The sequence below is a fragment of the Mobilicoccus pelagius NBRC 104925 genome (genome assembly GCF_000247995.1).
Classification (GTDB): Bacteria; Actinomycetota; Actinomycetes; order Actinomycetales; family Dermatophilaceae; genus Mobilicoccus; species Mobilicoccus pelagius.
This window is the reverse complement of record NZ_BAFE01000043.1, coordinates 1-16,096: the sequence shown is the minus strand read 5'-3', so window position 1 is coordinate 16,096 and position 16,096 is coordinate 1. Positions and strand designations below refer to the sequence as shown.

Genomic DNA, 16,096 nt, shown 5'->3' with positions numbered 1-16,096 from the left:
GTCATCCCGACCCACACCCATGACCTGCACTGACGCACTGGAGGATTCATCGACGAATAGCCCGGGAGGAAACTTTCGCCCCGAGCCGACCGGTACGACCGACCAGGACGACCGTCATGAATCTCGAGAATTGTCTTGGACGGCTGCCCACCCCGCCGATAGGCAGGTGTCGGCGCAGGGCCGATGCCCCGGCGGGGGGCCGGGACGAGAGATCGGGGAAAGATCATGAGCAACAGCACTATTCAGGCAGAAGAGCTTCACACCGCGCTCGCGGGGATGACCGGCGCCGCCGACGTCGTCGAGGCCGTCTTCACGCCCTGGGACGACGACCAGCTCGACGCCCTCACGCGTCTCCTCTCGGAGATGACGGGCCTCGAACGGCTCGACGACGCGGTCTCCGGCGAGACCGCCTGACACGTTCCGCCCCGCCGACCGGACCACGCGCCGCGCCACCCACCCGGCGGCACGGTCGCCCGAGTGTCACGACCCGCTCGCGCCGCGGCTCCTTCGCGCCCGGCGACCACCCGTCGCCGTGCCGTCACCATTCGACCACCTCGTACACGGCCCGTGATCCGAACCTCCCCGAGGGAGCCGGTCACGGGCCGTCGCCGTGTCCGGGGCCGGGCTGCACGGCCGCTCCACGCCCAGGCACGTCGCGTCGCGCGCCGGCCGGCACCCGTCGGCGACCGATGCGGGCGGCTGCGGCGAGACCCTCCGGCCGTTCCCGCCGGCACGCGACGACGATCCCGGACGATCTCGCAAAACCCGGATTCCGCCGGGCACGGACGCCTACGCTGACACCACCGGGACGCACCTGGCCGGCGGAGGGGGTCGGCCGACGCGCCCACCCGCGTCGGGCCTGCGAAGGAGTGGTCGTCGTGATCCACGAGATCGACCTCTCCACCGTGAGCCCGGCCGCCCACCCCGAGGAGATGGACGAGATCCGGCGGTTCCTCGCCGCGCACGACCTCGATCTCGACACCACCCTCGAGGTCGTCGTCACGGCCCGCCACTACGGCACACTCCTCGGCTGCGCCGGGCTCACCGGCGACGTCGTCAAGTGCGTCGCCGTCGCCGAGGAGATGCAGGGCCACGACCTCCTGCCGCGCCTCATGCTCGAGGTGTCGTTCCTCGCCCTCGACCGCGGTCACCCGCACCTGTTCCTCTACACCTCACCGCGCAACGAGACGGCGTTCCGCGCGTGCGGGTTCCACCCGATCGTCACGGTGCCCGACCAGGTGCTCATGATGGAGAACACCCCGCGCGGCGTCCACGCCTACGCCGAGGAACTGCGCTCCTACCGGCGCGAACGCGAGCGCGTCGGCGCCGTCGTCCTCAACGCCAACCCGTTCACGCTCGGACACCGTCACCTCCTCACGCGGGCGGCGAGCGAATGCGATTACCTCCACGTGTTCGTCGTCGGTGAGGACTCCTCGGCCTTCCCCTTCGCGCAGCGCCTCGCGCTCGTGCGCGAGGGCGTCTCCGAGATGGACCTCCGCGACCGCATCCACGTCCACCCCGGCACCCGGTACGTCGTGAGCAAGGCGACGTTCCCCACGTACTTCATCAAGGACCGCGGCATCGTCGACCTCGTCGCCACGGCCGTCGACCTCCTCGTCTTCCGGCAGCACATCGCCCCGTCCCTCGGCGTCACGCACCGTTACGTCGGCACCGAGCCGTTCTGCACCGTCACCCGCCAGTACAACGCCGACATGCACTACTGGCTCGAACGCCGCGACCTGCCCGCCCCGCCGATCGAGGTCGTCGAGATCCCCCGCCTCGAACGCGGTGGCGCCGCGATCTCGGCCACCGAGGTGCGCCGCCGCCTCGCCGCCGGCGACCTCGACGGCCTCCGCCCCCTCGTTCCGCGCCCCACGTGGCAGCTCCTCACCTCGTCCCCGGCATCCGCCCGGGCCCTCGCCCCATCCCCCACCAGTGGAGGTGCGTGATGCGCATCGTCAACGACTCCCTCGCCGGCACGCTGGAATCCAGCGACGCCGTCGTGCGGGTCTCACCGCACGACACGTTGGAGGTCACGGTCGTCTCGACCGTGGAGGCGCAGTTCGGCGCCCAGATCCGCGCCGTCGTCGCCGACACCCTCGACTCCCTCGACGTGCGCGACGGACGCGTCGTCGTCGAGGACAAGGGCGCCCTCGACTGCACCCTCCGGGCGCGCGTGCAGGCCGCCGTCATGCGCGCCTCCGACGACGACCTCGACTGGAGCGCGCTATGAGCACCCCGCACCTCGACGCCCCCCGCGACGACGCGCACCGCCCCCACCTCGACGCCCTCGCCGAGGACCGGCACCCCGAGCAGATGCCCCACCGCAGCATGCTCTTCATCCCCGGCTCGAACGCCGCGATGCTGTCCACCGCCTACATCTACGGCGCCGACGCGATCATGTTCGACCTCGAGGACGGCGTCGCCCTCCGCGAGAAGGACACCGCGCGACTCCTCGTCATGCAGACCCTCCGCAGCGGCCTCTACGCCGGCGTCGAGACCGTCGTCCGCATCAACCCCCTCGACACCCCCTTCGGGCGGCTCGACCTCGAGGCCGCCGTCCGCGCCGGCGCCGACGTCATCCGCCTGCCGAAGACCGAGACTGCCTCCGACATCACCGAACTCGAGACCGCCGTCGAGGAGATCGAACGGGCCTGCGGGCGCGAGGTCGGCTCGACGAAGCTCATGGCCGCGATCGAATCGGCCGCCGGCGTCGTCAACGCCGTCGCCATCGCCACCGCGACCCCCCGCCTCGTCTCCATCGCCCTCGCCGGGTTCGACTACGTCATCGACATGCGCACCACCCGCGGCGACGGCTCCGAACTCTTCTACGCCCGCTGCGCCGTCCTCCACGCCGCCCGCGTCGCCGGCATCGCCGCCTACGACGTCGTCTTCTCCGACGTCGAGGACGAGGCCGGGTTCCTCGCCGAGGTCGAGGTCATCCGCCGACTCGGGTTCGACGGCAAGTCCCTCGTCAACCCCCGCCAGATCGACCTCCTCCACAACGCCTACGCCCCCACCCAGGCCGAACTCGACCACGCCCGCCTCGTCGTCCAGGCCGCCGAACGCGCCACCGAGGAAGGCCTCGGTGTCGTCTCCCTCGGCGGAAAGATGATCGACGCGCCGATCATCGAGGCCGCCCGCCGCACCCTCCGCTACGCCGCGGCCTCCGGGGTGCGGCGTGAGCCGCAAGGAGCCCAGTCATGACCATCGACCCGACCGGCCCCGCCACGACGTCCACCCCCGCACAGGCGGGCTCCGCGAGCGCCCTGAACCGCCTCGCCGACCTCACCGACGCCGACCGCGCCGCCCTCGGCGGGCACCGTCTCTACGACGGCTGGGCCACCGCCACCCCGCACCTCACCGACGCCGCCACCAAGCGCACCCGCAAGCTCGTCGACTCCCTCGAGGCCGCCATCGCGAACTCCGGGCTGCAGAACGGCGGCACGATCTCGTTCCACCACCACTTCCGCGAGGGGGACGCCTGCCTGCTCCTCGTCGTCGACACCCTCGCCCGCATGGGCTTCGAGGACCTCACGCTCGCGGGCAGCTCCCTCAACTCCTGCCACGCGCGCCTCGTCGACCACATCCGAAGCGGCGTCATCGCCCGCATCTACACCTCCGGCATGCGGGGCGGACTCGCCAAGGAGATCTCCTCCGGGCTCATGGACGAGCCCATCAACATCCACAGCCACGGCGGCCGCGTCGCACTCATCCAGTCCGGTGAGCTGAAGGTCGACGTCGCGTTCCTCGGCGTCCCCGCCTGCGACGCGATGGGCAACGCCAACGGCGTCACCGGCCGCTCCCGCTGCGGCTCCCTCGGCTACGCCGAGGTCGACGCCGAGCACGCCGGCTGCGTCGTCCTCCTCACCGAGGAGATCGTGCCCTACCCGCACATGCCGGCGAGCATCACGCAGAACCAGGTCGACATGATCGTCCGGGTCGACACCGTCGGCGACCCCGCGAAGATCAGCGTCGGCGCCGCCCGCATCACGAGCAACCCCCGCGAACTCCTCATCGCCCGCCACGCCGCCGACGTCATCGAGCACTCCGGCTACTTCACCGACGGGTTCTCGATGCAGACCGGCTCCGGTGCGAGCGCCACCGCCGCCACCCGGTTCCTCGAGTCGCGTCTGCGTCGCCACGGCGTCACCGCCGGGTTCGCCCTCGGTGGCATCACCGCCGGCATCGTCGACCTCCACGAGAAGGGGCTCATCGACAAGATCCTCGACGTCCAGAGCTTCGACACCGTCGCCGGACGCTCTCTCGCCGACAACCCCGGCCACCGCGAGATCTCCGCCGACGAGTACGCGAGCCCCCTCGGCAAGGGCGCCGCCGTCGACGACCTCGACCTCGTCATCCTCTCCGCGCTCGAGATCGACCTGAACTTCAACGTCAACGTCGTCACCGGCTCCGACGGCGTGATGATGGGCGCCTCCGGCGGGCACTGCGACACCGCCGCCGGGGCCAACCTGTCGATCATCGTCGGGCCCCTCATCCGCGGCCGCATCCCCACCGTCGTGTCCCGCGTGACGACCCTCGTCACCCCCGGCGAGAACGTCGGCGTCCTCGTCACCGACCACGGCATCGCCGTCCACCCCTCCCGCCCCGAAGTGCGCGACCGGCTCGTCGCGGCCGGGCTGCCCGTCACGACGATCGAGGAGCTCCACGCCCGCGCCACGTCGATCGCGGGCACCCCCGCCCCCATCGAGTTCGACGACCGCATCGTCGGTCTCATCCGCTACCGCGACGGCAGCGTCATCGACGTCGTCCGCCAGGTCGCCGGGGGCCGACGATGATCGACACCGCGGTCGAACCGTCGAATCCTCCGCCGGCACAGATGCCGTCGAGACCGGCTGCGCAGGTCGGGGCGTCCCCGGCGGCGGTGCCGACGCACGGCCCCGCCGACGTGACCCCCGTGCTCGCCGCCCGGGACGCCCGGGTCGAGCGACAGCGCGAGCTTGCGCGTGAGTTCGTTATCGACGCAGCGGAATCCGCGGGATCGGCGACGACACCGGCCGCGCTCGCGAGCCTCACGCTCGTCGTGCCCGGACCCGACAAGAACCCGGCGTGGGCCGTGGAGGTGTTCGACGCCGCCGTGCGGTGCACGATCGACGCGGTCGGCGCCGAGAACGCCCGGCACGTCGAGACCCACGAGACCATCGCCGGACCGCAGGGCTACCTCGTCCTCGCCGGGCCGCCCCACGCCGTCAAGAGGCGCCTCGTCGAGGTCGAGGACACCCACCCGTGGGGTCGCCTCTTCGACCTCGACGTCGTCATCGACGGCGTGCCCGTCTCCCGTGCCGAGATCGGCGCCCCACCGCGCCGGTGCCTCGTCTGCGACGGGCCCGCCGCCCCGTGTGCCCGGTCCCGGGCCCACGACCTGCCGACCCTCGCCTCGGCCATCGCCGAGGTGCTGGCATGACCGGGTGCGCCGTGCCGGCCTCCGTCCACGCCGACCTCGACAGGCTCGCCCGTCTCGTCGACTCGGCGCTGCGGGTCGAGGCACGCCTCACCCCCAAGCCCGGCCTCGTCGACCACCGCAACAACGGCGCCCACTCCGACATGGACCTCCACACCCTCACGGTGAGCGCCGACGCCCTCGCCCCCTGGTGGGTCGAGTTCGGCCTCGTGGGGACCCGGTACGCACGGACGCCCGGCGAGTCCGGTGACGACGAGGCGTTCCTCGCCGACCTCCGTTCCGTGGGACGCACCGTCGAGCAGGTGATGTTCGACGCGACCGACGGGATCAACACGCACAAGGGCGCCGTGTTCGCGTTCGGGCTGCTCCTCGGCTGTGCCGGCCGCCGCATCGCCGAGGGGCGGCGCATCGACGTGGGCGTCTGCGACGACGTCGCCGAGGTCGCCACCGCCGTCCTCGTCGACGACCTCATCGCGAGCGACCGCGCCCCGGCCACCGCGGGCGAACGCCTCTTCCGCGACCACGGGCTCACCGGCGCGCGCGGCCAGGCCGCCTCCGGGTACGCGACCGCACGAGAGGTCGGACTCGTCGCCTACCGCGAGGCGATGGAGATCCTCGCCGTCCAACCCCACCTGGCCCTCGGGCCGATGATGCGCGACCGGGCGCTGCTCCACGCGCTCCTCGCGATGCTTGCCGTCAACGCCGACACGAACCTCGCGCATCGCGGCGGCGTCGACGCGATGGGGTGGGTCGCCGGCCGTGCCGAGCGGATCCTCGCCCGTGGCGGCGCCCTCGACCCCGACTACGTGCGTCTCGTCGAGATGTTCGACGACGAGCTCATCCACGCCCGACTCTCCCCCGGCGGCACGGCCGATCTCCTCGCCGTGACGATCTGGCTCTCCGCGCTGCCGCAAGCTCCCGCCTGACCCGGTGCGGGCCGACCTCCCACGCGTCGTCGGTCCGCACCGACGGGCTCGTCCTCCGGGGCGGCGAGATCCGCGCCGTGACGTCGTGACACCTGGTGCCGGTTCGCGCGGCAGATCGTGCCGCTGCACACGACACCGGACGAGGCCATCCGTCCCACGCTCGCGGGGTCGACGGACGAGGGCCGCGTATCCGGAGCCCTCCACGGCGACTCGTCCCGAGGCGACCCCCCGAGGGCCGGGCCCGTCATCCGGACCGCCCCGCGGCATCGGCCGACCAGGCGCGGTCGACGACGCCGGCCCGTCAGTGGGGCGGCACCGAGCCCTCCCGTACGAGGCGGACGAGGAGGTCGGCCCCCTCGCGTCCGGCGTCGTGCCCCGCCATCTCCTCGGCGAGACGGGCCGCCGCCGCGCGGTACGGCGAGTCGCCGAGCACCGCCGTGACGGCCCGATGCACCTGCGTCGCCGTGGGGCGAGAGGTGCGCAGCACGACACCCGTGCCCGAGTACATGACGCGCGCGCCGATGTCGGCCTTCTCCTCGGTGACGCCGGCGTGGACGAGGGGCACACCGTGCGCGAGGGCGAGGGTCACACCCGTCCACCCGCCGTTCGTGACGAAGACGTCGACGTCGGGGAGCACCGCATCGTAGGGCGCGAACGGGACGACGATCGCGTTCTCCGGCATCGTCCCCCCACAGGCGTCGCGGACGGCCTCGACGCCGGCCGACCCGGTCGTCGCGAGCACCGTGACGTCGAGGTCGGCGAGACCCCGCAGCGTCGGCACGAGGAGTTCGGTGGGGTCGTCGCGAATCGTGCCCTGGCTCACGAGCACGACCGGCCGGTCGGCGCGCTCCGTCCACCACGGCGGGGGTTGCCACGGGGCACCCACGGGGCGCAACGCACCCACCCACCGCACCTGCGCCGGCAACCGGCGGCGCGGGTACTCGAATCCCGGTGTCGCACCATGCAGGTGGAGCATCGGTGACAGATTCGCGGTGAGCACCGAACCGCGCAGCGGCGACAGCCCACACGCACGACGCGCCCGCGCGAGCCGCCGGGCCGAGCCCGCGAACACGAGTCGTGTCACCGCCGAGACGACGACGTTCCGCAGATCCCACGGCCACCCCGTGACGTACGGCAACCCCGTACCGAACGGCGGCGTGTCGCGCTCCGCGTAGTGGAGCGGGCCGTCGCCGAAGCTCGCCCACGCAACCCCGCACGACTCGGCCGACATGCCCGCACCGAACGCGAGCGCATCGGTGAGGACGACGTCGACCCCCTCCGCCTCGATCACCCCACGCAGGTCGCCGCACCGCCGGGCGGCCTCCCCGACGAACGCCCGCGCGAACGCGGCACGGATGTCGCGCAACCCGTCGAAGCGCACCGCCGTCGGCGCCGCGCGACTCGGGGACAGGGGCTCGGCGCCGTGCCGCCGCGCATGCGCGTGGAACGCCGGGTCGCAGTACCAGAGCACCCGATGCCCCGCCTCGACGAGCCTCGCGACGAACGGGGTCGCGTTGACCGTGTGCGCAGGGATCTCGACGCTCACCACGAGCACGGTGACCCGCCCGTCCATGCCCGCCCCCGTCCGTCGATCACGCCTCGCGCGTCACGCTATCCGGTGGCGCCCCCGTAACCTGGCGGAGCCCGACGAGCCGCCGCCCCCTTCGGCCCCGGCGGCGCCCGCCCCACGACCCCGCCCGTCGCCCGACCACCCCGCACACGCCCGGCCGACCCGCCGGACCCACGACCGGGAGACCCATGACCGCCCCCTCCCCCGACGACCGGGACGCCGTCCTCGACCTCGCCGACGTCCGTCGGACGTTCGGCACCCACGTCGCCCTCGACGGCGTCCACCTGCGCGTCCGCGCCGGGGAGTCCCTCGGCCTCCTCGGCCCCAACGGCGCCGGTAAGACGACGCTCCTCTCCCTCGTCACCGGCCTCCGACGCCCCGACACCGGCACCGTGCGCCTCTTCGGCGGCTCGCCCCGCGACCCGTCGACCCGCGCCGCGCTCGGCGTCACCCCGCAGGCGACGTCGCTCCCGCAGGCCCTACGGGTGCGGGAGGTCGTCGCCCTCGTCGCCGGGCACTACCCCGACCCCGTGCCGACCCCCGACCTCCTCGACCGGTTCGGCCTCACCCGCGTCGCCGATGCCCAGTGCGGTGGGCTCTCCGGCGGCCAGCAGCGGCGGCTCCTCGTCGCGCTCGCCCTCGTCGGTCGCCCTCGCCTCGTCGTCCTCGACGAGCCGACCACCGGACTCGACCTCGACGCCCGCGACGTCCTCTGGCGCGAGCTCGCCGGCTACCACGCGCGCGGCGGCACCCTCCTCGTCACGAGCCACTACCTCCCCGACATCGAGACCCTCACCGAGCGCCTCGCCGTCCTCGTGGAGGGGCGCCTCGTCGCCGACGGACCCATCGGCGAGATCCGCGGCCTCGCCCGGATCGCCCGGGTCCGGTTGCGCAGCGATGCCTCCGAGGCCCTCCTGCACGACCTCCCCGGGGTTGTCGAGGTCGTCGCAGCCGACGGCCCCGGCGCCAGGGGCACGGCCCGGTCGTGGGAGATCCGCACCCGCGACGGCGACGCCACCGTGCGCGAACTCGCCTCTCGGGGCATCCCGTTCGCCGACCTCGACGTCCGACCCGCCGCTCTCGAGGACGCCGTCCGCCACCTCACCGGAGACCCCCGATGACCCGCCCCGCCGCCTGGCGACTCGTCCTCGCCCACGCCCGCGCCCAGGGCCTCGAGATCGCCCGCAGCCCCCTCGCGCTCGTGACGAACACGATGTACCCGACGCTCGCGTTCGCGTTCTTCGTCCTCCCCCAACGCGGCATCGTCACCGACCCCGTGCAGTCGCTCGTCGCGACGACGCAGCTCTCCCTCTTCGGCGTGCTCAGCGCCCTCGTGTTCGGCTACGGCATCTCCGCCGCCCAGGACCGGGCCGACCCGTGGACGACGTACCTGCGCACCCTCCCCGCGGGCGCCGTCGCGACGACGGCGGCCCGGTTCGTCGTCGGACTCGTCGCCGTCGCGGCGAGCCTCGTCCCCCTGCTCCTCGTCGCCGCGCTCGCGACGGCCGCGCCGGAGGCGTTCACCGCCGGTGCCCTCGCGTGGTGGCGGGCGCCGGCGGCCGCGGCGATCGTCCTCGCCTCGGGGCTGCCGTTCCTCGCGATGGCGGTCGCGATCGCCTACACGACGACGCCGCGCTCGGCCCTCGCCCTCGCGCAGATCGTCACGTTCCCCCTCGCCTTCGTCGGCGGGCTCATGTTCCCGCCGGAGACGTTCCCGCACTGGGCGGACGCCGTGTCCCTCGCGACCCCGGTGCGGGCGGCCCGCGACCTCGCCGTGGGCACGCTCCTCGATGCGCCGATCCCGCCGTCGTCCCTGCCGGTGCTGCTCGGGTGGACGGCCGCCCTCCTCGCCCTCGCCGTGTGGGCCAACCGCCGCGACGAGGGCCGTCGCTTCCGCTGACGCCCGCCCCGAGGGCACCCCGCCCGGCCTGGCCCTCGACACCGGCGAAGAGCGATGCCGCCGACCCATGCCGGAGGCCCCGTCCCGAGGGTCGTGTTCCTCGCCCCGCTGATGGTGCGCGGACCGAACCGGCCCCGTCGATGATCGCGGGACGAGGCAGACCTGCCCCTGACGCCGCCCACGTCGCTGCGCCACCGACTGCCCCGAACGACAACCACAACCCCGACCCCCACCACGAAAGACCACGTGAAACGCCTGCCGACCCGACCGGGCACCAGTTCTGGTTGTCATTCACGACGATCGCGTGCCGCACCCGCCGATGCACCGCTACCGGCCCACAGCGACGACACGTCACCGCCCTCCAACGGGCAGAGCCGCCCCACCGCCCCGAACGACGACCACAACTCCGACCCCTGCCACGCAAGCCCAGGTGAAGCGTCTGCCGACCCGGCCCCGTGCCAGTTCTGGTCGTCATTCACGACGATCGCATGCCGTGCCCACGGCGGCGGCCGAGACGGGACCGGCGAGGAATGAGCCGGGGCCCAGGAGCGAGACGGTGGAACGCGTCTCACGAACCGCCCGACCGGCCCCCTGTCGTGCACGCCGCTTCTGCGCCATGGGGACGCAGCGGATCCGACGCGGATCCGAACACGGATACGCATCCTCGCGATTTGACGGACGAGAACTGGCGCCCCGATCCGCCCGTCGGCGCCCCGAACGACGACCACAACTCCGAACCCCACCACGAAGGAGCAGCTGAGAAGCCCACGGTCGTGGGCAGAGGTGACATGTGGTCGTGGTCCGTGATGATCGACGAGGTCCGCCACCCGCCACCCCGGACACACACGGGCGGGGCGGTCTACGGCTCGCTGCAGCGGACGTTGGACGGGTCGCCGAGGAGCAGATCGGCGGCGCGTTCTGCGCCGTCGGTGCGGAGACGGGCGGCGAGGTCCTGCGCCGCGCGACGCATGGCCGGGGCGTCGGGGCCGGTCACCTCGGCGAGCAGCCGGGCGAGGCGCTCCGTCGTGAGACGGGCCCGCGGCACCGGGCGGAGCCCGGCGCCGAGGTCGGCGATCCGCCGACCCCAGTACCCCTGGTCGCCGAGGTGCGGCACGACCGCGCTCGGTACCCCCGCGCGGACGGCCGCGGCCGTCGTCCCGGCCCCACCGTGGTGGACGACGGCGGCCATCCGCGGGAGCAGCCGCTCGTGGGGGTACTCCCCGAGGACGAGTACGTCGTCCCCCGCCTCCGGCGCTGCGCCGGGAGGTGGTTGGAGGACGACCCGGACCCCCGCCCGGCGTGCCGCCGCGACGAACATGCGCTGGTCGGCGGCCGGGTCCGCGGCCGGGCACGAGCCGAAACCCACGTACACCGGGGGCGGACCCGCGGCGAGGAACTCCTCGAGGCGCGCTGTGGTCGCAGGGCCGCCCTCGTGCACCCGACTCCCGCCGGGGCGCCCCGGCGCGGCCGCCGCGGCGCCCCCTCCGCGCGGAGCGGGGACGTCGTCGGAGGGGAGGGTCCAGAAACCGGTCTGTCGTACTCCGACCGGCCGGTCCGGGGCGGGCGGGACGAGCGCGGGATCGGCCGCGAGAAGGATGGGGAGTCGCCCTGCGACGACGGCAGCCCCCGGCACCCCCAGGAGGGCGTGCCCCCATCCGGCCACGGCCGCGTACCCGCGGGTCGTCACCGCCCTCAGCGACCGCGCCCCCGGCGCGGACACGAGTCGGAGTCCCCTCGCTCCTGCCGCTCGGGCCGACGTGTCCGTGGCGGTCGAGCCCGTGGCCGCTCGGGGCGACCACCTCTCCGTCGCGGTCGTCGAAACGCCCCCATGCGTTCTCTCGGCGGACGCCACACCCTCGGACCGCGCGCGCACGAGCCGCCCCGCCCGACCGGACATCTCGGTCGAGAGCATCCAACCCCACGTCGAGGTGAACGTCGTCGGCCACCCCCGCAGCCCGGGGGTCATCACCGTCGCCGACGGCTCCCGGCTCGGCAGGACGGGCGCGAAGAGGGCGAGCACGGCGCGTCGGTCGTGGAGTGCCGTCGCGATCCCGGCGGTGGCGAGTCCCGCGACGACGGTGTCGCCCGGTCGGCTCGCCCGGTCGAGGGCGTCGACGACGAGGGGCGCGGCCCGGCGGAGGCGCGCCGTCATCTGCGCGTACATGAGCCCCGGCTGCGCGAGCAGCACGCGACGCACCCACGGGTCGGGGTGCCACAGGGCATCGGCGACGTCGGCCTCGACGGGGATGTGCTCGGCGCCGCTGCCCGCGACGAGGTCGCCGTACTCGCGCAGCGCGACGACGCGGACGGTTTCCCCGCGCGCCCGGCAGGCGTGCGCGAGCGCGAGCATCGGTGTGAGATCGCCCCGCGATCCGAGCCCGAGGAGGACGACCGCCACTCAGCCCCGCAGCCGCACGGACAGGCAGGTGACGCAACCCTCGAGTTTCTCGAACTCGGAGATGTCCACGGTGACGACGCGCAGACCCCGCTCGCGGAACACCTCGGCGGTCTCGGGGGCGGAGGCCGCCATGAGCACGCTGTCCTCGCCGAGGAGGACGACGTGGGAGCCGGACTCCTCGGGGACGGGCAGGAACTCCTCGCCCCATGTGATCGGCGCGTCGACGAGGGGCGGGTATCCGATGATCGTGCCGTCGGGCAGTGCGGTGACGGCCGACTTGAGGTGGAGCACCGACTCGAGGGGCACCCCGACGACGTCGACGTCGAACGGCGCGAGGAGCTCGCGGAGCTGCTCGAGGCCCTCGATGTTCGTGCGGCCGCCCTGCCCGACCCACACGGTGCCGTCGAACTTGAGGACGTCACCGCCGTCGAGCGTGGCGGGCTCGGTGATGCGGGCGACACGGTAGCCGTGGGCGGTGAGGACGTCGTCGAGGCCGTCGGTCTCCCCGCGACGCTCCGGGGCGCCGGAGCGGGTGAGGACGGCGAGGTCGCCGTAGACGAACACGGGGTCCTCGACGAAGACGGAATCGGGGTGGTCGTCGGCGGGTGGGACCTCGACGACGGTCCATCCCTCCTGGCGGAACGCCTCGACGTACCCCTCCCACTGCCGCATCGCGAGGTCGAGGTCGACGGGGGAACGGTCGATGTGCGTGACGAGTCCTTCGGCGAGACGGTCCCCGGGACGACGCACGAGCGCGAGACGACGGTTCATACCCCCCAGCGTGCCACCGATCCCCGCCATCGGCGGGCCGGATGACGGCCTGGGTCCCGCTCCACGGCACCGGTCGACGAGGTGACGGCTCAGGTCGTCCCGTGCGGGCCCGATGGGGGCAGGGAACACCGGTGCGAGACGTGACGGTGCGAGGGGTGGAGGTGGGATGACGCAGCTCGTGAGCGTCGTCGTGCTCGCCGTCGTCCTCCTCGTGCTCTTCCGCCTGTTCGCGGCCGAGTCCGATGACGAGGCGGAGGCGACGCCGCTCGACCCGTTGCCGGTCCCCGTGCCCCCGCCGCCCACCCGGCCGGGGCCGGCCCTGCGTCCACGCCCCGGCGAGACCCCCACGCGAGACGCGGCGTCACCCACCACGCCCGGCGCACCGCCGTGGCCCGCTCCACGTCGCGGCCGTACGCGCCTGTTCGGCCTCGGCGGCGTAGGTGCCGACGGCGCCTTCGGCGGGACCCGGCACACCGGCGGGTACGCCGTCCTCGGCTACCGGACGACGGGATTCACGCCGGTGCGCGACCGACTCGTCGCGATCGCCGTCCTCCACGTCGACGCCCGCGGCACCGTCGAGGGCCGACACGACGGCTACCTCTCCCCCGGCGTCGCGCCGATCCCGCCGCACCTCGTCGGCATGACGGACCGGATCCACGAGGCACCCTCCTTCGCCCGCGCGGCGCCCCACCTGCTCGCGCTCCTCGAGGGGAGGGTCGTCGTCGCCCACGACGTCGAGTTCCTCGAGGCGTTCCTCGACGCCCACCTCATGGAGGCGGGCGTCCTCGCGCCGAGCATCCCCGCCCTGTGCACGCGGCAGCTCGGCCTCACGACGTTCCCGACCCGCAACCACCGCCTCTCCACGCTCGCCCGCGCGGTGGGGTCCGCCGTCGTCGTCGGGCGCAGCGCCGTCGACGACGCGTACGCGGTCGCGGCCGTGCTCCCGGCGATCCTCCGCGCGCACGGCGAGCGCCTCACGTACCCCTGCGAGGCGGCCGGGGACCCGCGTCGGATCGTCCTGCCCGCGGGGCGGGTGCCGGCCCCCGGTGGCGACGCGCCCGACCCGTGGCTCGCGGATCTCTTCGCGCGGACGTCCGGCCTCGCGCGGGAGCTCAACGACGTGCGGGTGGCGCGGTTCGTCGACGTGCTCGTCCCGCTCCTCCTGCAGGGTCGTCTCGTACCCGAGGAGGTGCGGGGGCTCACGAGGCTCATGGTCGCGGCGGGGTACGGCGCGGCGGAGCTGCGACAGATCCAGGAGCGGCTCCTCGAGTTGCTGCGGCGGGCGGCGTTCGAGCACGAGCGGATCGGCGCGCGCGGAGTGAGCCGGTTGCGGACGACGGCGGCGTCGGTGGGGATCCCCGGGTACTTCGACGATCTCGTCCCGCCGGAGCCGCCGCCCGCGCCGGAGCCCGGCTCGGGGTCGTTCTCCCGGCCGGTCCGCAAGCCGCTGCCGCCGGCGCCGATGCCTCACCTGCCGCGGTGCGGCCACTGCCTCGAGATCGGCCACTACACCTCCGCGTGCCCCCGCCGCGAACGCGGGCCCGTGCGGGCGATCAGCCCGATCTGAGACCTCGCCCCCGGCGCAGCGAGGCCTCTCCACGCCACGTCCTCTCCACGCAACGTCCTCTCCACGCCACGTCGTGCGCGGCATGGAGAGGCCGGTCGGTCACGCCACGCCGTGCACCTCCGGCACGCGGGTGGCGAAGTCGCGGCGGCGGGTCCACCACACGAGTGCGGCGGCGACGAGAGCGATGGCGACGATCTGGACGAGCATGAACGGGCCGCCGACGCCGGCACTGCGGTCGAAGGCGGTGCTCATGTCGGTGAGGAGACTGCCGACGACGGCCGAGGCCACGTTGTTCGCCACGTGGACGAGCATCGCCGCTTCGAGGCCACCGGTGAGCCGCGTGAGGAGCGACAGGGTGATCCCGAAGCACAGGTAGTAGAGGTTGAGCCACGGGTCGGCGGCGCCGTGCGCGGCGGCGAAGAGGACGGCGCTCACGAGCGTGCCCACGACGAACGCGAGCTGCGGGCGCGCGAACCACGAGGCGACGGCACGCATGAGGTAGCCACGAAAGAAGATCTCCTCGGCCGCCGCCTGCGCCGGCAGGAGGAGCACGCCGATGACGAGGAACGCGAGCCAGTGCTCCCCACGGCCGGGGGTCCCCGTCGGGAAGGCGAGCGTGAACACCGTGAAGTAGGCGAGCAGCAGGACGAGCATCACGGGGATCGCCGCCCCGAGCCGCCCGAGACGGAACCGGCTCTCGACGCTGCCCGTCCATCCGAACCGCTGCCCGTGGAACCACCGGGTGATGCCCCACGTGATCGGCACGAGGAGGATGAGCGGCACGAGCGTCCCCACGAACAGCGCCGGCGTGAGCCGCATGGACGACGGGTCGACCGTGCGCCCGAACACGGCCACATCGGCGGCGAGGGCCGCGACGAAGCACGCGATGGATGCGGCCACGAAGAGGAGGACCGCGACGAGGATGCCCACGAGCGGCCGCCACCACCGCGCGGCGGGAGTACGGAGCGTGTGGGGGTACTCGCTCCCCGGCCGCGGCTCCGTCGGGAGGACGGGCGGCGCGAGCGTCGGGTCGAGCACCGCCGCCGTTTCACTCGGTTCGTGCGTGCCGGTCGGTACCGGCGTGCCGCTCGTCGCAGCCGTCGCGGCTGCCGGCGGCGTCTCCGCCGTCGCAGAGGAGGTCGCGCCGATCGGATCTTCGGTGGAGTGGTCGCTCGTGGTCATGGCCCCAGCCTCCCCGACGATCCGGAGGACGGCCGGTGCCCCTGCTCACCCGTCGTGGTGCGGAACACACGCCAGGCCCGTGACATGTGTCAGATCCACCCGGCACGGCAGCGCTGGGCAGCGTGGATGCGTCTCGTCCTCGAGAGCGGCGCCGTGGGCGGCTCTCGTGAAGAGGCGGCAACGGGCGGCCGCTACGGGCCGCGCGTGGTGGTCGCGTCCGCCTCGGCCCACTTCCTCGCCATCGGCGTCCGCGATGTCCGTGTGAGACCCGGCCACCCCGACCACGCGGGGTGTGGACGGCACAGGGGCGGGCCCGAGGACCCGGTCGACGTCCTGCACGGGCCGGGGGACGGTGCGCCG

Annotated in this window: 14 protein-coding genes; 10 read left to right on the top strand and 4 right to left on the bottom strand. The window is 73.8% G+C overall.

Features of this window, described 5'->3' with window-relative positions; all coding sequences use genetic code 11:
* The first annotated feature begins 225 nt into the window (after nt 1-225).
* From MOPEL_RS17145 to MOPEL_RS06105, 7 genes are all read left to right on the top strand, one after another.
* On the top strand, nt 226-414 hold the full coding sequence (locus MOPEL_RS17145) for a nucleoside triphosphate pyrophosphohydrolase family protein (RefSeq protein WP_009481997.1): 189 nt from the start codon (nt 226-228) through the stop codon (nt 412-414).
* Between the two features lie 464 nt (nt 415-878).
* On the top strand, nt 879-1,949 hold the full coding sequence (citC, locus tag MOPEL_RS06130) for a [citrate (pro-3S)-lyase] ligase (protein ID WP_009481996.1): 1,071 nt from the start codon (nt 879-881) through the stop codon (nt 1,947-1,949).
* Nucleotides 1,949-2,233, top strand: a complete 285-nt coding sequence (gene citD / locus MOPEL_RS06125) for a citrate lyase acyl carrier protein (RefSeq protein ID WP_009481995.1) — start codon at nt 1,949-1,951, stop codon at nt 2,231-2,233. Before citC ends, citD begins: the two co-directional genes overlap by 1 nt.
* The gene (locus MOPEL_RS06120; protein ID WP_009481994.1) at nt 2,230-3,207 is read left to right on the top strand and encodes an aldolase/citrate lyase family protein; all 978 of its coding nucleotides are present in this window, start codon (nt 2,230-2,232) and stop codon (nt 3,205-3,207) included. Before citD ends, MOPEL_RS06120 begins: the two co-directional genes overlap by 4 nt.
* The gene (citF, locus tag MOPEL_RS06115) at nt 3,204-4,799 is read left to right on the top strand and encodes a citrate lyase subunit alpha (protein ID WP_009481993.1); all 1,596 of its coding nucleotides are present in this window, start codon (nt 3,204-3,206) and stop codon (nt 4,797-4,799) included. The genes MOPEL_RS06120 and citF overlap by 4 nt, the downstream gene beginning before the upstream one ends.
* 119 nt (nt 4,800-4,918) lie before the next feature.
* On the top strand, nt 4,919-5,425 hold the full coding sequence (gene citX, locus MOPEL_RS15810; RefSeq protein ID WP_169316287.1) for a citrate lyase holo-[acyl-carrier protein] synthase: 507 nt from the start codon (nt 4,919-4,921) through the stop codon (nt 5,423-5,425).
* Nucleotides 5,422-6,348, top strand: coding sequence for a triphosphoribosyl-dephospho-CoA synthase (locus MOPEL_RS06105; protein WP_051992230.1), 927 nt, complete (start codon nt 5,422-5,424; stop codon nt 6,346-6,348). Before citX ends, MOPEL_RS06105 begins: the two co-directional genes overlap by 4 nt.
* A gap of 301 nt (nt 6,349-6,649) precedes the next feature.
* Here MOPEL_RS06105 and MOPEL_RS06100 read toward each other — a convergent pair whose 3' ends face one another.
* Nucleotides 6,650-7,894 carry a glycosyltransferase gene (locus MOPEL_RS06100; RefSeq protein WP_169316286.1) on the bottom strand — a complete coding sequence of 415 codons (1,245 nt, stop codon included), beginning with the start codon at nt 7,892-7,894 and terminating at the stop codon, nt 6,650-6,652.
* Between the two features lie 212 nt (nt 7,895-8,106).
* On the opposite strand from MOPEL_RS06100, the gene MOPEL_RS06095 reads away from it, so the two are divergent.
* Both MOPEL_RS06095 and MOPEL_RS06090 read left to right on the top strand, forming a co-directional pair.
* Nucleotides 8,107-9,039 (top strand): ABC transporter ATP-binding protein, encoded by a 933-nt coding sequence (locus MOPEL_RS06095; protein ID WP_009481989.1) that lies wholly within the window; start codon nt 8,107-8,109, stop codon nt 9,037-9,039.
* Entirely contained in the window at nt 9,036-9,818 is a 783-nt protein-coding gene (locus tag MOPEL_RS06090; protein WP_009481988.1) for an ABC transporter permease, read from the top strand. Before MOPEL_RS06095 ends, MOPEL_RS06090 begins: the two co-directional genes overlap by 4 nt.
* Before the next feature lie 859 nt (nt 9,819-10,677).
* Here MOPEL_RS06090 and MOPEL_RS15805 read toward each other — a convergent pair.
* The gene (locus MOPEL_RS15805; RefSeq protein ID WP_141631213.1) at nt 10,678-12,168 is read right to left on the bottom strand and encodes a glycosyltransferase; all 1,491 of its coding nucleotides are present in this window, start codon (nt 12,166-12,168) and stop codon (nt 10,678-10,680) included.
* Between the two features lie 48 nt (nt 12,169-12,216).
* Nucleotides 12,217-12,987: a dimethylargininase gene (ddaH, locus tag MOPEL_RS06080; protein ID WP_040633186.1), complete on the bottom strand. Its 771-nt coding sequence runs from the start codon at nt 12,985-12,987 to the stop codon at nt 12,217-12,219.
* Between the two features lie 166 nt (nt 12,988-13,153).
* Between ddaH and MOPEL_RS15800 the strand changes: the two genes are divergently transcribed.
* A complete protein-coding gene (locus tag MOPEL_RS15800; protein WP_009481985.1) occupies nt 13,154-14,554 on the top strand; it encodes a DNA polymerase III subunit epsilon in 1,401 nt (466 codons plus the stop codon).
* 99 nt (nt 14,555-14,653) lie between these two features.
* Here the strand turns inward: MOPEL_RS15800 and MOPEL_RS06070 are convergent, their stop codons facing one another.
* Entirely contained in the window at nt 14,654-15,736 is a 1,083-nt protein-coding gene (locus MOPEL_RS06070) for a CPBP family intramembrane glutamic endopeptidase (protein WP_009481984.1), read from the bottom strand.
* Nucleotides 15,737-16,096 lie beyond the last annotated feature (360 nt).